Genomic DNA, 15,835 nt, shown 5'->3' with positions numbered 1-15,835 from the left:
AAAAATGGGATTGTATTGCCGGATCACGGTCGGCGCGGGAACTGGTGAGTGATGGTGCCAGAGGCGGTGTCTTACGCTTTGACGGCAATACTGCCCGTGCTGTCCGGGGGGCGGTGTAGGCCCGAAGGGTGGGGCCGGGATCCGCCGGCGGCCCGCCGCCCCGTCCCGCCTGCTGTTTGCGTTTCAGTGCCGCCATCACCGCTTTATACAGGCTTTTTAGTTCTTCCACCGCCTGATGCAATTGACGGTCATCCGAGGTGCTGGCGCTGCCATTCTGCGTCTGCCCCGGCGCCGTACCGTCGGTTGAGGTGGTTTGCCCCTCCTGAACTTCATCCCCATGCTGGTCCGTTGCACTTGTCGGCGCCGTGGTATCCTGCGGGGGGACCGCTTCGCCGCCGGAGTCGGACGATTCCGTGGCAGGCGTTTCGGCCGCTGTCATGGCACTGCCGGTTCCACCACTCCCGCCACCCAGAGAGGCAACCTGGGCAGCTATCTGCCGCATCTCGGCCTTCAACGATTTTGCCGCAGCGGGGCTGAGAAACGGTATCATATCACGGAGCATCTTCAGGCGTTCCTTCAGCATGGCGGCCCGCGCCATTTTGTTCTGCCGTTCCGAAGTCCGCCTGTCGGGCAGTCGTTTTTCCATCTCGCGCGCGGCGGCCAGTTCTTTCATCTGCTGTTTGCAGCGATCCCCGGCAACAGCGGACGCATCGGTACCCAACCGGGAAACCAGGTTGCGTTCCTGGCGCGTCAACGGTACGTTGAGTTCTTTTGTGATCTGAGACAGTTCCATGCCGCTCCCCGCCTATGCAGATGGTATATTTATCGGCAACTTGTCGTCGGAAATGTAATGCCTCCGGTGGCGCGGGCCGAGCCCGTGCCGATTGGGGTACCGTAAACGTTGTCAAATGGCGCGGCATCTGCTAATCCTGGTAAGAAATTCTCACGCCCCCCGCAGGCATAACGGGGATACGTGGCAACAACCATCCCGGAGGCCCCGGCCGACCTGATGCATCCCGGATCGGCGGCCACACCGTGAAAGGAAAGAAAACCATGGCAGATTGTCAGGAAGATGCTCCCTTTGTTGACGAAACGGCGTTTTCGTCGCTCATGTTCATAACCAAGCGGCCACCCATCACCATGGTTGAGGGTCGCGGATCATGGCTCTACGACCAGAATGGCAAAGTTTACCTGGACTTCATCCAGGGGTGGGCGGTCAACTGCCTGGGGCATTCCCCCAAGGTCGTTGCCGACGCAATCGCCCGGCAGGCCTACCGTCTCATCAGCCCCAGCCCGGCATTCTATAACGATCAGGCGCTCAAGCTCGCCGATCTCCTGGTTGCCAATAGCTGTTGCCAACGGGTCTTCTTTGCGAATTGCGGCGCAGAAGCCAATGAGGGCGCCATCAAACTGGCCCGCAAGTGGGGAAGCGTCCACCGCAACGGCGCATTTGAGATCATCACCATGGTCAACGGTTTTCACGGCCGCACCCTGGCAACCATGTCCGCTTCGGGAAAACCGCCATGGCGCGATCTGTTCGAACCAAAGGTGCCGGGATTCGTCAAGGTGCCCCTGAACGATCTGGAAGCGGTGGCACAGGCCATCAGCGATAGGACGGTGGCGGTCATGCTTGAGCCCATCCAGGGGGAGGCGGGGGTGATCCCGGCTTCAGGGGAGTTTTTGCACGGCCTGCGGCGGCTGACCCGGGAAAAGGGGATGCTGCTCATCTTCGATGAGGTGCAGACCGGCATGGGGCGGACCGGTTCGCTCTTCTCCTATCAGCGGACCGGGGTGGAACCGGACATCATGACCCTCGGCAAGGGGATCGGCGCCGGCGTGCCCCTTGCCGCGCTGCTGGCAAAGGAGGACGCCTGCTGTTTCGAGCCGGGGGACCAGGGGGGAACCTATAACGGCAACCCGGTCATGGCGGCGGCCGGCATCGCCGTGATGCAGGAGCTGCTGGCCCCCGGTTTCCTGGAGCAGGTCCGGGCAATGGGTGAAGTGTTGCGGCAGGGGTTGCAGGCACTTTCCCAAAAACATGTCCTGGGAGAGGTCAGGGGTGAGGGGCTGCTGCTGGCGCTGAGTCTGCCGGATGCCAATGGAAACGACATCGTGGAACGGGCCAGGGACAAAGGGTTGATCATCAACGCGGCGCGCCCCGAAACCCTGCGCTTCATGCCGGCCCTGAACGTCAGCGAAGAGGAGATTGCCACCTGCCTTACGATCCTCGATGAGATTTTGTCGGCCGGCAGGTTATGAGTTCTCCATCCAAGGAGGTCACACATGAACAGATTGCTGCAAATGGCAGGTGTGCTGATGCTCGCCGTGGGGCTGGCCATGCCCGTTAATGCTTTGGCCGCCGCTACGACGGAGCTGACTTGGTACGGCCAGTCCGCCTTCAAGATCACGACGCCGTCCGGCAAGGTGCTGCTGATCGACCCCTGGGTCGTCAATCCGCTCAACAAAAACGGCGCCGCCGACCTGGCCGCCCTCACCAGGGTGGACCTGATCCTGATTACCCACGGCCATGGCGACCATGTCGGCAACGGCGTGGAGATCGCCAAAAAGACCGGCGCCAGGCTGGTGGCCAGCTACGATCTGGGGCGGGCCCTGGTGCAGTACGGCGGTTTTCCTGAGAAGCTGGCCGAACGGAGCCACATGGGCTTTCCGGGCGGCGAGCTGAATCTTTTGGACGGCGAGGTCCGTATCCTGCCGGTGCCGGCCGTGCACAGCTCGGTTGTGGAGGGGGCGGCGGACAGCCCGCTGCCCGGCAGGATGGTCTACGGCGGCACCCCGGGCGGTTTCGTCATCGCCATCAAGGGCGGGCCGACCATCTACCATACCGGCGACACGGATCTCTTCTCCGACATGGCCCTGATCGGTTCGCTGAACAAGATCGACATCATGCTGGCCTGCATCGGCGGTCATTTCACCATGGGGCCGCAACGGGCCGCCCTGGCCGCCAGGCTGGTCAATCCCGGCCTGGTCGTTCCGATGCACTTCGGTGCCAATCCGCTGCTGAAAGGCACGCCGGAACAATTCGCCCGGGAACTGGCCGCCCTGCCCAAGGATGGCCCCCATCCGGCCATGAAGCACATGACGGTAGGAGAAAAACTGGTCTGGCCCGTTCACTGACCCGGCAAAGGAGGTCGGCTATGGAACAGAGAACACTGGGAACACAGGGACTGGTAGTCTCGGCCCAAGGGCTGGGGTGTATGGGGATGTCGGATTTCTACGGCCAGCGGGACGAGGCGGAAGCCATCGCCACCATCCACCGCGCCCTGGAATTGGGCGTCACCCTGCTGGATACCTCCGACATGTATGGCCCGTTTACCAACGAGGAGTTGGTCGGCAGGGCGATCAAGGGGAAGCGCAACGATGTGGTCGTGGCGACGAAATTCGGCATAGTCCGCACCGAAGACCCGAACTATCGCGGCGTGTGCGGCCGTCCCGACTATGTGCGTTCGGCCTGCGACGCCTCCCTGAAGCGGCTGGATGTGGACCATATCGACCTCTATTACCAGCATCGGGTGGACCCGGATGTCCCCATCGAGGAAACCGTGGGCGCCATGGCCGACCTGGTGACCGCCGGCAAGGTCCGTTTCCTTGGCCTGTCCGAAGCCGGTCCGCTCACCATCCGCCGCGCCCACGCCGAGCATCCCGTCAGTGTGCTGCAAGGCGAATACTCGCTCTGGAGCCGTGACCCGGAGGACGAGGTGCTGCCGACCCTGCGGGAGCTGGGGATCGGTCTTGTGGCCTACAGTCCCCTGGGGCGGGGATTCCTGACCGGGCAGATCACCCGTTTCGAGGACTTCGATGCCGACGACTACCGCCGCCTGTCCCCCCGTTTTCAGGGTGAGAACTTCGACAGGAACCTGCATCTGGTGGAACAGATCAAGGCTATTGCAGCGCGCAAAGGGTGCACGCCGGGCCAACTGGCCCTGGCCTGGGTGATGGCCCAGGGAAACGACATCGTGCCCATACCGGGGACAAAGCGGAGAAAATACCTGGAAGAGAATGTGGCCGCTGCAACGGTGGCGATCGACGCAGCCGAGATGGCCGAGATCGACAGGATGCTGCCCAAGGGGGCGGCTTCCGGCGAGCGCTATCCGGCGGCCATGATGGCGATCATCAACCGGTAGGCCCTGCCAATCCATACCACCAAGGAGTTGCTGACATGCACCATGAACTGCGCCGCAAAGAGCGGGCCCTTACGGAGCCGGAGGCGAGGGCGATCCTGGAACGGGGCGAGTACGGAATCCTTTCAACCTGCGACCCGGATGGCCAGCCGTACGGCATCCCGCTCAGCTACTGCCTCGGCAACGACGCCATCTACTTCCACTGCGCCCTGGAAGGGCACAAGCTGACCGACATTGCCGCCGACGGCAGGGTATCGTTCTGTGTGGTCGGCACGACCGAGGTCCTGCCCGACCAGTTTGCCACCAGGTACGAAAGTGTCGTCATCTCCGGCAGGGCGACGGAGGCCTTCGAGGAGGAGAAGCAGCAGGTCCTGGAAGGACTCCTGGCCAAATATTCCGCCGCCTTTCGTTCGGCGGGGCTGGACTACATCGAAGCGATGCGGGAGCAGACCAGAGTATTCAAGGTCAGCATCGAGGACATCTGCGGCAAGGCGCGCCGATGACGCCGTTTCTTGGCTTGTACATCATCTCTGGCAGGTGGTTGATTCCGCCGTCATGCCCGCCCCGCGAATTGAAGCGGTAGGGCGGCGGAACTCGCCACGTTATTTCCCCTTGATCGCCTCAACGCGTTCAGACGTGTCCGCCCTGCTGCCGATAGGCGATCAGGTCGGCAACGGTAACCACCGGAAGGCTGTGCTGCCGGGCAAAGGAGATGATTTCCGGCATCCGGGCCATGGTACCGTCTTCGTTGGTCAATTCGCACAGGACGCCGCATGGTTTGAGCCCGGCCAGACGCATCAGGTCAACCGTCGCTTCGGTATGTCCCCCCGTTCAAGCACGCCGCCGGGACGTGCCCGCAGGGGGAACACATGGCCGGGGCTGTTCAAATCCGAGGAGTGCGCCTGGTCGGCAATGGCCGCCCGGACGGTGGTCACCCGGTCCTGGGCTGAAACCCCGGTGGTCACGCCTTCCGCCGCCTCGATGGTGACCGTGAAAGCTGTTTGATAGCGGCTGGAGTTCTCCGCCACCATCATGGGCAGCTTGAGGGCGGCAACCTTTTCGGAGGTCAGGCAGAGGCACACGATCCCGCTGCACTCCCGGATCATGAGCGCCATCTGGGCCGGGGTCAGGGACTCGGCGGCAAAGATGAGGTCGCCCTCGTTTTCCCGCTCCTCGTCATCGGTGACCAATACGCCGGCACCGGCCCGCAATGCGGCCAGGGCGTTCTCGACACGTTCAAAAGGGGTACCAAAAGAAACCAGCAGTTCCTGAGACATGATTCGACTCCTTCAACAAGGGGAATTGGTCTCAGGGCGGCAGGACGGCAGACGGGACATGCCGGCGCGCACGAAGGTGCGTGTCGGTTACCAATGAGGTGGGTCGCTGCCTTATCCTCTTTCATCCGGACTGTTACCGTCGGCTCTGGCGTCTCACCAGATCTGCTGACCCTCCTCCCCGCAGGAAAGAGGCGCTCGCGGGCTCCCCGGCAAAGCCGGGATACCGCCGGTGGGGAATTTCACCCCGCCCCGAGAATAAGTGCAACCACCATACCGGCGTACCGGCCATGCTGTCAAGGGGCTTTGTTCGGAATCGATCCGCGCCGGCGCCAGCATGGCCTGCACGACAGCACCGTCTGACCGTGCCTGATTACGGCGGTCGATGTCAGTTCTGGACATGCTCCGGCGAAAACGTTAGAATAAAATTCCTGTAATCATATGCTCACCGGAGTTTCGATGGAATTCAAAGACCATATCGTGGTGGTGACCGGCGGCACGCGCGGCATTGGTCGGGCCGTTTCGCTTCTGTTCGCCCGCCAGGGGGCGCACGTCTTTGCCGCCTACCTGAACAACGACCAGGCGGCGGCAGCCCTGGTGGCGGAAACACAGGGGCTGGCCGGTACGGTCAGCGTGATCAAGGCCGACGTGGGCACGGCCGCAGGGGCCCAGGCGTTGATCGACGCGGCCTCACGGGAGAGCGGCTCTATCGATGTCCTGATCAATAACGCCGGCATCATCCGCGACGGCTGGCTGGCCATGATGGCGGAGGAGGATTGGGATGCGGTCATGCGCACCAACCTTTCTCCCCTGTTCCACTGCTGCAAGTGGGGGGTGCGCAAGATGATGGCCCGCCGCAGCGGCAGCATCGTGACGGTGTCCTCCATTTCCGCCCTGACCGGCACCGCCGGCCAGACCAATTACGCGGCCTCCAAGGGAGCCGCCATCAGTTTCACCAAGTCCCTGGCCCGGGAGGTCGGGGGAATGGGTATCCGGGTCAACGCCATCGTGGCCGGCCTGATTGCAACGGATATGACCGCGGGCCTGAAGCAGGATGTGGTGGAACGGATCGTCAAGGGCTCGGCCCTCGGCAGGATCGGCACCCCCGAGGAGGTGGCCGAGGCGGTCGTTTTCCTGGCTTCCCGGCGGGCCTCCTACATTACGGGTCAAATCCTGGTCGTGGATGGCGGCACGGTCTAGGCAGCGATGCGCCGTCGGGCGCAAATTCCGGACATTGTTTTTTAAAGTTTAACTTCATATTATGGAGATAACCTGTTGCTATATGGTGTGATATGGTGAGAAAACGCGTTGTCATAACCGGCGTGGGGGTCTTCTGCGGGGCGGGCAGGAATGTGGCCCAATTCAGCGACGCCCTGCTGAACGGCATCAGCGGCATCGGCCCCCTGGACCTGTTCGACGCGTCGGCCTTTCCTTCCCATATCGGCTGCCAGGTCAAGGGGTATGACCCGCTGGATCATTTCGACCGCACCACGGCGCGGAAACTTTCCCGTGCCGACCAGTTCGGCCTGATCGCCGCCGCCGAGGCCCTGGCGGACAGCGGGCTGGCCGGTCATTATTCGCCTTTTGACATGGGGATTTCCATGGGGGGGGGCGCCGCCGGCATGTTCCAGTCGGAGCAGTGGCTGAAAGCGCTTTTGGCCGGAGAGAACGCGCCGCCGGTGCTATTGCGCGGCGTCCTGCCCGACAAGACCGCCACCGAGATAGCCCGGGCCTGCAATCTTGCCGGCTACCAGGGGACGGTCACCACGGCCTGTTCCTCGTCGGCCACCGCCATCGGCTGGGGTGCCGAACTGGTTGCCACCGGCCAACAGCGGGCCATGGTGGCCGGTGGTTCCGATACCCTGTCGCTTCTGACCTTCGGCGGATTCAACTCGCTGAAGGTGGTCGATCCCGAGCCCTGTTCCCCCTTCAGTCTGGGACGTCAGGGGATCTCCCTGGGAGAGGGGGCGGCCTTCCTGGTGCTGGAGAGCGAAGAGGATGCCCTGGCCCGGGGTGCCCGGGTGTATGGTGCGGTGCTCGGCTATGCCCTGGCCGGCGAGGCGTATCACATGACCGCCCCGGAGCCGACCGGCTCCACGGCGGCGCGGGTCATGCGCAATGCCATTGCGGCAGCCGGCATCGACAGCGGCCGGGTGGGGTGGGTCAACGCCCATGGCACCGGCACCCCCCTCAACGATGTGGTGGAGTCCAACGCCATGAAGCTGGTCTTCGGCGAGCGGGTTCAATCGGTCCCGCTGATTTCCACCAAGGCCATGACCGGGCACTGTCTGGGGGCGGCCGGCGCCATCGAGGCCCTGGCCACGGTGATCGCCCTCAACCTCCGCATCATTCCCCAAACCCTGAATTTTCGCGGCCGCGACCCGGAATGCGACCTGGACTACTGCCACGAAGGGAAGCGCCCCTGCGAAGCCGACATCGCCATGTCCAATTCCTTTGCCTTCGGGGGCAACATCACATCACTGGTGCTGGGCACATGATCTACTCCTTCGACAATATCGTCATCAGCGGCTTCTCGGCCGTAACCGCCGCAGGCAACGGCATGGCAGCGGTGCTGGAACTCCTCGGGTCGGGTCGGGACGCCCTGACGCCCGTGCCGGCAGACGTGCCCGGGGGGGCGGGGCAGCGCTGGGGCAAGGCGCTCGACTTCAAGGCCTCGGACTTCATGCCGCCGCTCAAGGCACGCAAGATGGATCGATGCAGCCACTTTGCCGTCGGCGCGTCAGGACTGGCCCTCAAGGATGCCGGCATCGACCTGAAGGGTATGGACCCCGAGCGGATCGGGATCGCCCTGGGGTGCGGTTTCGGCGGCGTGGCAAATTCCGCCGAATTCCTCAGCGGTTATTTCAAAAGCGGTGTCGAGGGGCTGGCGCCGGTACTCTTCCCCAACACGGTTTCCAATGCGCCCGCCAGCAACGCCTCCATCGGGCATGGCCTGAAGGGGCCCAACGTGACGCTGGTGCAACGCTTCTGCTCGGCCGAATCGGCCTTTGTCATGGCCTGTCGTTTCATTGCGGAAGGGCGGGCCGACGTCATGCTGACCGGCGGGGCCGATGACCTGACGCCGCTGATGATCGCAGGCTTCAGTGCCACCGGCCAACTGCGGCGTTATGCCTCCTGTTTCGGCGAGGGGAGCGGCATCCTGGTGCTGGAAAGCGCCGCCCACGCCGCCCGCCGCAATGCCCCGGTCAAGGCGACGGTCGAGACGGTCGCCACCATCGGCCTGCTCCCGGCCGGTCGTGAACGGGAAGGGGTGGAGCGCCTGTTCAGCGGCGTTGAGCGCTGCGATCTGCTCTCCCTTTCCGGCACCGCCGGTGACACTCCGCTTCTGATGCAGCGGGCCGGAGCCCGGGACACCATCGACACCGCCCGCACCCTGGGGCGTTCCCTGGCCATGGGGGGCACGGCCATGGCTACCCTGCTGGCCAAGCTTCAGGCCGGCCGGCAGGGATTGCACCTGGCGGCCTCCCCCGAAGGCCCCTACTATGCCATCCGCTTCACGGGAGGCGCTGCAGTCGCGCCCGCTCAGCCCCCTGTCCCCGGCGATGCGAAAGGGGCTTCGCATTAAGGCTGATCCCGCGGCATACCTCCCCCACCGTTACCCCTTTCTGCTGCTTGACCGGGTCGTGGAACTGGAAACCGGCGTCCGTGCGGTCGCCCGGGTGGCCGTCACGTCGGGCCGCGGCCTTCCCCAGGTGCTGCTGGTGGAGTGCATCGCCCAATTGGCCGGCATTCTCACCATTCAGGACGAGGGGGAAGGGGGCTTTCTGGCGGCCATTGACCGGGCCGAATTCTCCGATGTGCCCCGGGCCGGTGACGAGCTTTCGGTTTCGGTCCGGGTGGTCAAGGCCTTTGGCCGGCTCTTCATGGTGGAGGGAGAGGTGGCCTGCGACGGTCGCACGTTGGTGACGGCCCAACTTACCCTGGGAGTTGGCAAACTATGATGTTGTCAGGACAAGGTCCCCGTTTCATTCACGGCCCCGCCCGGTGGCGGGTCTTTGCTGCATGCGGCGCGCTGCTGGCGTTCCTTGCGGGCGCCATTCCCTGCCAGGCCCGTCAGATTCCCGCCGTGGAAGGGCTTGAGGTTCTGCGCAAGGCCTTTACCGGGGTCACGGACTTTACGGCCGAGATCAGCCAGGAAAAACGTCTCTCGTTGATGAAGCGGGCCATGACCATGAACGGCACGGTGCGCTTCCGCAAGCCTGACCAGTTCTATCTCGAACTCAACGCCCCCTATGCCAGCCGCATGGTTCTGCGGGACAACACCATCGAACAGGTCATGGGCGCGAGCGGGGGGCGAAACCGGATCGTCCTGCCTCCCGAACAGGGGCTGAAACGCTGGTTCACGCGGCTTGCCACACCGATCACCACCCTGCCGGAAGGTCTGGGGGTCCACGCCGATGCGACCGGCCCGGTCTACACCGTCACCATCGCGCCCCGCGGCAAGGGGCAGGTCAGGGAACTGGTCATTACCTTTCTCGATGACGGCACGATCAGAAAGCTGGTCATCGTCGAACAGAACGGTGACCGCGCCGTGATGACCTTCAAGAAGGTGCGCCGCAACGTGGGGCTGACGGACCGGGATTTCCGGCTGGAGTGATAAACCCAGAAATAAAGATACAATTCGTCTCTCACAGAGCTCACAAAGGCACAGAGGGAATCCCCAAAAAGCAGGATAGAAAGTGTTTTTGGTGGAATCCAAAGTAATTTGATTTTGAAATGCAGTGGGTTACAGATTTTTCTCCGTGACTTTGTGAGCTTTGTGAGAGGCGGTTATTATTTTTAATCTTGCAACAACGATCGGACCCTTGATGAAACGCCATATATTCCTCTTGTTCCTGATGGCAGCCCTGTCCCAGGTTGCCGGCTGCGCCCTCTTTACTCCCAAACCGCCCCTGGAGTACCGGCCCGGCGTCCAGGTGGATACCCTCTCGGCTGCCGTATCCCTCTCCGTCACCAAAGGAGAGCAGGGCATGGGCGCAAACGGCTTTATGCTCTATCAGCGTCCCGACCGGATGCGGATGGTGGTTCTTTCCCCCTTCGGCACCACCCTGATGGAAACCGTTGTGGCGGGCGATCAGGTCACGGTTGTGGACAATTCCAAGGGGATGGCGTTCCGCGGCGCGCTGGCCGAGCTTCCCCAGCAGAGGGAGGGGGATACCTGGCGCCAGGCGCGCTGGGTCATGGAGGTGCCGGCCCCCGGCAGTTCGTTGCGTGACGGTTCTCTGGAACGGACCGGCAGCATGGGCCTGAAGGAGCGCGTGACCTTCGAAAACGGGCTGGTGGTAGCCAAAAGCCTGGCCAACGGCGACGAAGCCCACTACAACGATTACGAGGTTGTGAACGGCGTGCCCCTGGCCACGGAGATCATCATGTACAGCCACGACGGCGGCCGCTTCCGTATCAAGATCACCGAGCCGGAGGTCAATACCGAGCTGTCGCCCGAGGCCTTCACCCTCCATCTGGACAACCTGACCGTCTACCCGTTGTCCGCCCTGCAAGGAAAGCACTGATCCATGTTCCGCATGTGGTGTTCGCGTATCATCGCCGCTGGAGACTCGCTCACGCGCCGTCACCTGGGATGGGTTTTCCGTACCGCCTCGACGCGTCCCCGGGTCGTCATCTCCCTGTTTGCGGCCGCCGTGGCTCTGTCGGTCGCCATGATCACCTCCATCCATTTCGAGACGGATATCTTTCGCCTTTTCCCGTCCCGACAGCCGGCCCTCAGGTTGTTGCTCGACTCGCTTCAATGGACCGGCAGCGCCAATGAAGCCTACTTCCTGCTGGAGGGGGACCCGCCGTCCCTGCCTGCGGAGGCCGGACGTTTTGCCGAGCGTCTCGAACAGGCTCGCGTCGATGGGCAACCCGCCTTCAAGCGGGTCACCTGGCGGATCTACGACGAAAGCCAGGCGGCATCCTTCAAGGAACTGATGGCCTATGCCGTCATCCACCCCCAACTCTTCGTTCAGCCGGATGATCTGCCCCGTTTCGTTGCCCGTTTTGCTCCCGATCAGGCAAACACGGCACTGCAGCAACTCCAGGCCGACCTGGCCGGACAGTTCGGCGGTTTTGCCAGCGGTTTGGCCATTGTTGACCCCCTTTCCCTGCGCGACCTGATCCTGCCGCGTCTCAAGAACGGCGGCCAGGCCCTCGACCTCGACCCGTCATCCCCTTATTTTCTCTCCCGCAACGGAGCGGTGCTGATCATGATCGCCGAACCCGCCAGGCCGGTCCAGGACATGGCGTTCGCCCGCAAACTGGTGGCGGCCATCAACGATGCCCGCCGTGGTTCCCCGGTCTCCATCTCCTGCGCCGGTGCCCATATCAGCGCCGTGCTCGATGAAGTGGAGATGAAGTCCAATGTCCTCGTGAGCATCGTTATTTCTCTGTTGGTGGTATTGGGCATTTTCTACCTTGCCTACCGGCGCTTGTTGCCGACCCTGCTCATCCCGCTGATCCTGGCGTGCGGCGTGTTGTTTGCCCTGGGGACCGCCGGGCTGTTCCTGAGATCCATCCATATCATTTCATTTGCCTTTACCGCCCTCATCACCGGCATCGGCACCGATTATTCGATCCATATCTACGACCGCTTCCACAGCGAGCGGGCTGTCGGCAAAACATCCCGGGAAGCGTTGGAGTTGGCGATTCTCGATACCGGCCGCGGCGTCTTCACCGCCGCCATTACCACGGCGGTCCCGTTTCTGGCGTTGATGGTGTCGGATGTCCGCGCGCTCTACGAACTCGGCCTGCTGGTGGGGCTGGGGGTGATTTATTCCCTTTATGCCACGCTGTTTTTCCTGCCTCCTCTGCTGCTGTTCATGGAGCGTCGCTTTCCCATCACCTACCGCCCCATTCCCGGCCTCGGCCTGCCACGCCTCTGGCGCGCCGTGCTGCGGCATCCGGCGGCGGTTGCCGCAGGCTCTCTGCTGATGGCGGCGGGACTCTGCTGGGCGGCTTTTTCCATCACCTTCGATGGCGAGCTCAAAAATCTGCAGCCACGCCATTCCGAGGCTTTTCTGGCACAGGAGAAAATCGAACGGAACTTGAGTATTGCGCCGAAACAGATACTGGTGGCGTTGGAGGGGCGTGATCTCCCCGATGTTCTGGAGCGGGTTTCGCGGCTGGACGCACTGGCGGCATCCCTCCAAGCGCGCGGCCAGATTGTGGCGTGGTCTTCCCTCTGCCGGGTGATCAACGACCCGAAGACGCAAAGGGAGTTGTCTCTCCGGCTGCGGGAGCGTTTTGGCGACGCACGCCTTGAGCAGTCCGTCCGTGGGGCGCTCGACCGGCAGGGTTTTGCCTCGGAGCAGTTCCAGCCGTTTCTGGATGGGATGAGCCATCTGCAACGAGCCGTACCGGTGAGTCCCGAAGAGGCGGTGGCCCGCCTTTCGGCCTCGCCGCTCAAGGGGGTTGTCGATCGCCATCTGGTTAAAACCGCTTCCGGTTACCACGCCCTGGCGTATTTGCACTATTCCGGCTCCTCGCTCGATCTGCCCGCCTTTCAGGCCGCGCTGGCTGCTCTGGACCCTGCGGCCCGCATGACCGGCATCGACCTGATCAGCAACCAGTTGAGGGATGCCGTACGGAACAGCTTTACCGGCGCCTTCCTCCTGGGCGGGATGCTGGTGCTGTTCTTTTTGCTGGCCCATTTTGCCACCATGCCCTCGGGGGTGCTGTATTCCCTGTTTCCGGTGGTGGCCGCCTCTGGTTGCATGTTGGGGACCATGGCTTTGAGCGGCATGGGGCTCAACTTCATGAATGCCATGGTGTTGGTGACGATCGTGGGGATGGGGAGCGATTTTGGCCTGTACATCCGCTTCCGGGTCACGGCGGAGACGCCCGAAGAGCGGGAACGGCAGTATGTGCAGATCGGCCGGTCGGTCTTTCTTTCGGCCATGACCACCATCGTCGGGTTCGGATCACTGGCCCTGACCGACTATGGCGCCATGTCTTCCATCGGCTGGGCCACCAACCTGGGGGTAGGGTTCATTACCTTCTTTTGCCTGGTTACCCTGCCGGCGGCCATGGCCCTGAAAGGGTTTTCCCGGGTGGATTGACAGGGCTCAACGATAGAACGTCACGCCCAGCAGGAACTTGCTGGAGTTGAGCGGCTCGTTGGGCGCGGCGGTTCCGGCGTTGGAGATGTGATGGTAGCGGTACTCGGCCATGAGTGCCGTGTCCTTGCGCACGAAGTACTGTATGCCCGTTCCCCCCTGATAGGAAAAGTCCAGCCTGGTCCCCATGGTAGGCAACCCCAGATCCACATAGAGTATCCCCCCGCCGGCAAAGACATAGGGGGCAATCCCCTCCAATCCGGTAAATTTCCAGCTTCCCAAAAGATACCCCCCCGCCATGGACCTGGCGTCATGGTCCACGGCCAGGTGATAGGGCACCTCCACCAGCAGTTCATGTCGCCCCTGATACCAGCTTCCCCTGCCGACCTCATCGGAGAGGAAGCGGCCGTAGCGGGCGATGACGTCCCAGGTCTGCACCTGGGTGCGGGTGGCGCCGAAATAGCGGTGGGTGATGCCGTAGCCGGTCAGCAGAGCGCATTCCGATTGGGCCGTGGCGACGGCGGTTTCCGCCCGGACCGAGAGCGGGGCGAGGCAGGCAGCGAGGGCAAGGATGGTCAGGAACGTTCTTTTTGTCATGAAAGGAGGCACCGATCTGTCGTGGAGTGGTGGTAACGGCTGTGCGGCATCATGTCTCGAAACCGGGCGGCGGTTCGACCGGGGCCGATGAACAGGTCGTTTCGAGCTCGGCGATGATCTGGGCGCCCAGGAGCAGGATCAGGGCCGACACTTCGATACTGAGCAGGGTCACCACCACCGTGGCAATGGAGCCGTAGATGATGTTGACCATGGAGAGGGAAGCGTAATACCAGACCAGTACGCGGCGGGTGATCTCCCACAGCAGCGTGGCCGCCACCCCGCCGATCATGGCGTGGCGAAAGGGGATCCGCACCACCGGCATCACCAGGTAGATGGAGGTGAGCATGAGCAGCTCGCCGGCGATCCCCAGGACATACAGCGCAACCCGCTCCGTGCCGGCCAGGCTCACGCTCCGGTTGAACAGGATCAGGTGCCGGCTTTCAAGGGTCTCGACCGCACCCACCACAACCGATACCAGGACGATGCCCAGGGCAAGGGCGCAGATGTAGACGAAGGGGATCAGGGCGGAAACGAGGAAGCCGCGACGTTCGTGCTTCACATGGTGGAAGAAGATCACCGAGATGGCATTTTCTAGGACCGTAAAGGCTATGGAACTGAAAAAGAGCATGACGACAAAACCGATGGTGCCGATCACCTGGCGGTTCTCCACAAATACCCGCACCTGTTCCAGCAGGGTCGCCGTATAACCGGGCACCACCATCTCCAGATAGGTGGCCATGGTGGCCACCAGCCGCTCCTCGCCGATCACATGGGACAGCACGGTCAGGACGAGGATCGACATGGGCACCACCGACAGCAGGGTGTAGTAGGCCACGGCGCCGGACAAAAGAAAACCCTGGTTGCGCCGGAAATCCCGCACAACGGCGGCCATGAAGCCGAGGAGCCGGCTCACCCGCCCGTGGTCGTCGCGTCGGGTGCCCGTCATGGCTGGGGCCCGCCTTCCGGCGGTCCGGTTTCCCTTGTGCGCTCATGCCACCAGTCGGGTCTGTTGTGCCTGATCCAGACCGGGATGGCCAGCAGCAGGGCAACCAGGGCAAGCCCCAGGATGATCTGCTGCACTAGGGAAACGCCGGTGAAGAAAGTCTTGCCGTAGTAGTTGAGGAGGACCGTGCCGGGGGTCATGCCAAGCAGCGTGGTCAGGGCAAAGGCACGGAGCGACATGCCGGTCAGGCCGGCGCCGTAACTGACCAGGGCGAAGGAGAAGACCGGTTCGAGCCGGGCGAAGAGGACGATGTACGCCATCTGGCGCTGGGGGTAATGGCCGTTGCTGAAGGCGATTTCCCGGTGCAGGAGCCGTGTTATCGCCTCCCTGCCCAGGGCATGGGCCAGGAGGAAGCAGGCGATGGCCCCGGCCTCGGAGCCGATGAGCGAATAGACGGTGCCCCAGAACGGGCCGAAGAGCACGCCGCCGGCCACATCCAGAGGGGCGTTGGGGACAACGGTCAGCACAATGGCAACGGTTCTGAGGAGGATATAGGCCGGGGGCGCCAGGATCCCCATGCTCTTGATCCAGGCTTCGAGCCACCGGGAGTCCAGCCATTGTGAGGGCAGTTCCCGCCAGACGAGGCCGCAGAGGACGACCAGGAGGCAGACGAGCAGTGCCGCCTTGACCAGGTGCGCTATGTCTTTGCCGGGTGTAGCCATGGTCTCTTGCCGTTCCCTTCAGATGCTATTCGAACTGCCTGGTGGCGCCGCTCGATTTTCTTGGTGCCCCAGCATGCGAAATGTTGCC

The 15,835-nt window shown here is 63.0% G+C and carries 14 protein-coding genes, 1 pseudogene and 1 riboswitch; of the genes and pseudogenes, 11 read left to right on the top strand and 4 right to left on the bottom strand.

The window, feature by feature from the left end:
- The first annotated feature begins 1,053 nt into the window (after positions 1 to 1,053).
- The 4 genes from FO488_RS09805 to FO488_RS09790 are packed head-to-tail and all read left to right on the top strand — an operon-like array spanning position 1,054 to position 4,642.
- Positions 1,054 to 2,259, top strand: a complete 1,206-nt coding sequence (locus FO488_RS09805) for an acetylornithine transaminase (protein ID WP_149210398.1) — start codon at positions 1,054 to 1,056, stop codon at positions 2,257 to 2,259.
- A gap of 24 nt (positions 2,260 to 2,283) precedes the next feature.
- On the top strand, positions 2,284 to 3,135 hold the full coding sequence (locus tag FO488_RS09800; protein WP_149210397.1) for a metal-dependent hydrolase: 852 nt from the start codon (positions 2,284 to 2,286) through the stop codon (positions 3,133 to 3,135).
- Between the two features lie 20 nt (positions 3,136 to 3,155).
- Positions 3,156 to 4,142 (top strand): aldo/keto reductase, encoded by a 987-nt coding sequence (locus FO488_RS09795; RefSeq protein WP_149210396.1) that lies wholly within the window; start codon positions 3,156 to 3,158, stop codon positions 4,140 to 4,142.
- 35 nt (positions 4,143 to 4,177) lie between these two features.
- The gene (locus tag FO488_RS09790) at positions 4,178 to 4,642 is read left to right on the top strand and encodes a pyridoxamine 5'-phosphate oxidase family protein (RefSeq protein WP_149210395.1); all 465 of its coding nucleotides are present in this window, start codon (positions 4,178 to 4,180) and stop codon (positions 4,640 to 4,642) included.
- Positions 4,643 to 4,769: 127 nt separating this feature from the next.
- Here the strand turns inward: FO488_RS09790 and ribB are convergent.
- Positions 4,770 to 5,416 (bottom strand): annotated as a pseudogene (ribB, locus tag FO488_RS09785) (3,4-dihydroxy-2-butanone-4-phosphate synthase).
- A gap of 109 nt (positions 5,417 to 5,525) precedes the next feature.
- Positions 5,526 to 5,677: riboswitch (FMN riboswitch) on the bottom strand.
- Between the two features lie 195 nt (positions 5,678 to 5,872).
- Here ribB and fabG point away from each other — a divergent pair.
- The 7 genes from fabG to FO488_RS09750 all read left to right on the top strand — a co-directional run bounded on the left by fabG (position 5,873) and on the right by FO488_RS09750 (position 13,488).
- Entirely contained in the window at positions 5,873 to 6,613 is a 741-nt protein-coding gene (gene fabG, locus FO488_RS09780) for a 3-oxoacyl-ACP reductase FabG (protein ID WP_149210394.1), read from the top strand.
- A gap of 92 nt (positions 6,614 to 6,705) precedes the next feature.
- Complete coding sequence (locus FO488_RS09775) at positions 6,706 to 7,911, top strand: beta-ketoacyl synthase (protein ID WP_149210393.1); 1,206 nt, start codon at positions 6,706 to 6,708, stop codon at positions 7,909 to 7,911.
- On the top strand, positions 7,908 to 8,999 hold the full coding sequence (locus tag FO488_RS09770) for a beta-ketoacyl synthase N-terminal-like domain-containing protein (RefSeq protein WP_149210392.1): 1,092 nt from the start codon (positions 7,908 to 7,910) through the stop codon (positions 8,997 to 8,999). Before FO488_RS09775 ends, FO488_RS09770 begins: the two co-directional genes overlap by 4 nt.
- Positions 8,977 to 9,375, top strand: coding sequence for a hydroxymyristoyl-ACP dehydratase (locus FO488_RS09765; protein ID WP_149210391.1), 399 nt, complete (start codon positions 8,977 to 8,979; stop codon positions 9,373 to 9,375). The genes FO488_RS09770 and FO488_RS09765 overlap by 23 nt, the downstream gene beginning before the upstream one ends.
- Positions 9,372 to 10,031 (top strand): outer membrane lipoprotein carrier protein LolA, encoded by a 660-nt coding sequence (locus FO488_RS09760; protein WP_240731841.1) that lies wholly within the window; start codon positions 9,372 to 9,374, stop codon positions 10,029 to 10,031. The genes FO488_RS09765 and FO488_RS09760 overlap by 4 nt, the downstream gene beginning before the upstream one ends.
- 211 nt (positions 10,032 to 10,242) lie before the next feature.
- Entirely contained in the window at positions 10,243 to 10,944 is a 702-nt protein-coding gene (locus FO488_RS09755; protein WP_149210390.1) for a lipoprotein insertase outer membrane protein LolB, read from the top strand.
- Positions 10,945 to 10,947: 3 nt separating this feature from the next.
- The gene (locus tag FO488_RS09750; protein WP_240731840.1) at positions 10,948 to 13,488 is read left to right on the top strand and encodes an MMPL family transporter; all 2,541 of its coding nucleotides are present in this window, start codon (positions 10,948 to 10,950) and stop codon (positions 13,486 to 13,488) included.
- 6 nt (positions 13,489 to 13,494) lie between these two features.
- Here FO488_RS09750 and FO488_RS09745 read toward each other — a convergent pair whose 3' ends face one another.
- The 3 genes from FO488_RS09745 to FO488_RS09735 are packed head-to-tail and all read right to left on the bottom strand — an operon-like array spanning position 13,495 to position 15,747.
- The gene (locus tag FO488_RS09745) at positions 13,495 to 14,082 is read right to left on the bottom strand and encodes an acyloxyacyl hydrolase (protein ID WP_149210389.1); all 588 of its coding nucleotides are present in this window, start codon (positions 14,080 to 14,082) and stop codon (positions 13,495 to 13,497) included.
- A gap of 49 nt (positions 14,083 to 14,131) precedes the next feature.
- Complete coding sequence (locus tag FO488_RS09740; RefSeq protein ID WP_149210388.1) at positions 14,132 to 15,028, bottom strand: YihY/virulence factor BrkB family protein; 897 nt, start codon at positions 15,026 to 15,028, stop codon at positions 14,132 to 14,134.
- Positions 15,025 to 15,747: a TVP38/TMEM64 family protein gene (locus FO488_RS09735; protein ID WP_149210387.1), complete on the bottom strand. Its 723-nt coding sequence runs from the start codon at positions 15,745 to 15,747 to the stop codon at positions 15,025 to 15,027. The genes FO488_RS09740 and FO488_RS09735 overlap by 4 nt, the downstream gene beginning before the upstream one ends.
- Between the last annotated feature and the right edge of the window lie 88 nt (positions 15,748 to 15,835).

The organism is Geobacter sp. FeAm09, assembly GCF_008330225.1.
GTDB lineage: Bacteria > Desulfobacterota > Desulfuromonadia > Geobacterales > Pseudopelobacteraceae > Oryzomonas.
This window is presented reverse-complemented; position numbering and strand designations above follow the sequence as displayed.

Bases quoted from the DNA above. Each gene is read 5' to 3' on its own strand.
- FO488_RS09750 (WP_240731840.1), top strand. From the start codon at position 10,948: ATGTTCCGCATGTGGTGTTCGCGTATCATCGCCGCTGGAGACTCGCTC.
- FO488_RS09775 (WP_149210393.1), top strand. From the start codon at position 6,706: ATGGTGAGAAAACGCGTTGTCATAACCGGCGTGGGGGTCTTCTGCGGG.
- FO488_RS09745 (WP_149210389.1), bottom strand. From the start codon at position 14,082: ATGACAAAAAGAACGTTCCTGACCATCCTTGCCCTCGCTGCCTGCCTC.
- FO488_RS09740 (WP_149210388.1), bottom strand. From the start codon at position 15,028: ATGACGGGCACCCGACGCGACGACCACGGGCGGGTGAGCCGGCTCCTC.
- FO488_RS09800 (WP_149210397.1), top strand. From the start codon at position 2,284: ATGAACAGATTGCTGCAAATGGCAGGTGTGCTGATGCTCGCCGTGGGG.
- FO488_RS09765 (WP_149210391.1), top strand. From the start codon at position 8,977: ATGCGAAAGGGGCTTCGCATTAAGGCTGATCCCGCGGCATACCTCCCC.
- FO488_RS09795 (WP_149210396.1), top strand. From the start codon at position 3,156: ATGGAACAGAGAACACTGGGAACACAGGGACTGGTAGTCTCGGCCCAA.
- FO488_RS09790 (WP_149210395.1), top strand. From the start codon at position 4,178: ATGCACCATGAACTGCGCCGCAAAGAGCGGGCCCTTACGGAGCCGGAG.
- fabG (WP_149210394.1), top strand. From the start codon at position 5,873: ATGGAATTCAAAGACCATATCGTGGTGGTGACCGGCGGCACGCGCGGC.
- FO488_RS09735 (WP_149210387.1), bottom strand. From the start codon at position 15,747: ATGGCTACACCCGGCAAAGACATAGCGCACCTGGTCAAGGCGGCACTG.
- FO488_RS09760 (WP_240731841.1), top strand. From the start codon at position 9,372: ATGATGTTGTCAGGACAAGGTCCCCGTTTCATTCACGGCCCCGCCCGG.
- FO488_RS09755 (WP_149210390.1), top strand. From the start codon at position 10,243: ATGAAACGCCATATATTCCTCTTGTTCCTGATGGCAGCCCTGTCCCAG.
- FO488_RS09770 (WP_149210392.1), top strand. From the start codon at position 7,908: ATGATCTACTCCTTCGACAATATCGTCATCAGCGGCTTCTCGGCCGTA.
- FO488_RS09805 (WP_149210398.1), top strand. From the start codon at position 1,054: ATGGCAGATTGTCAGGAAGATGCTCCCTTTGTTGACGAAACGGCGTTT.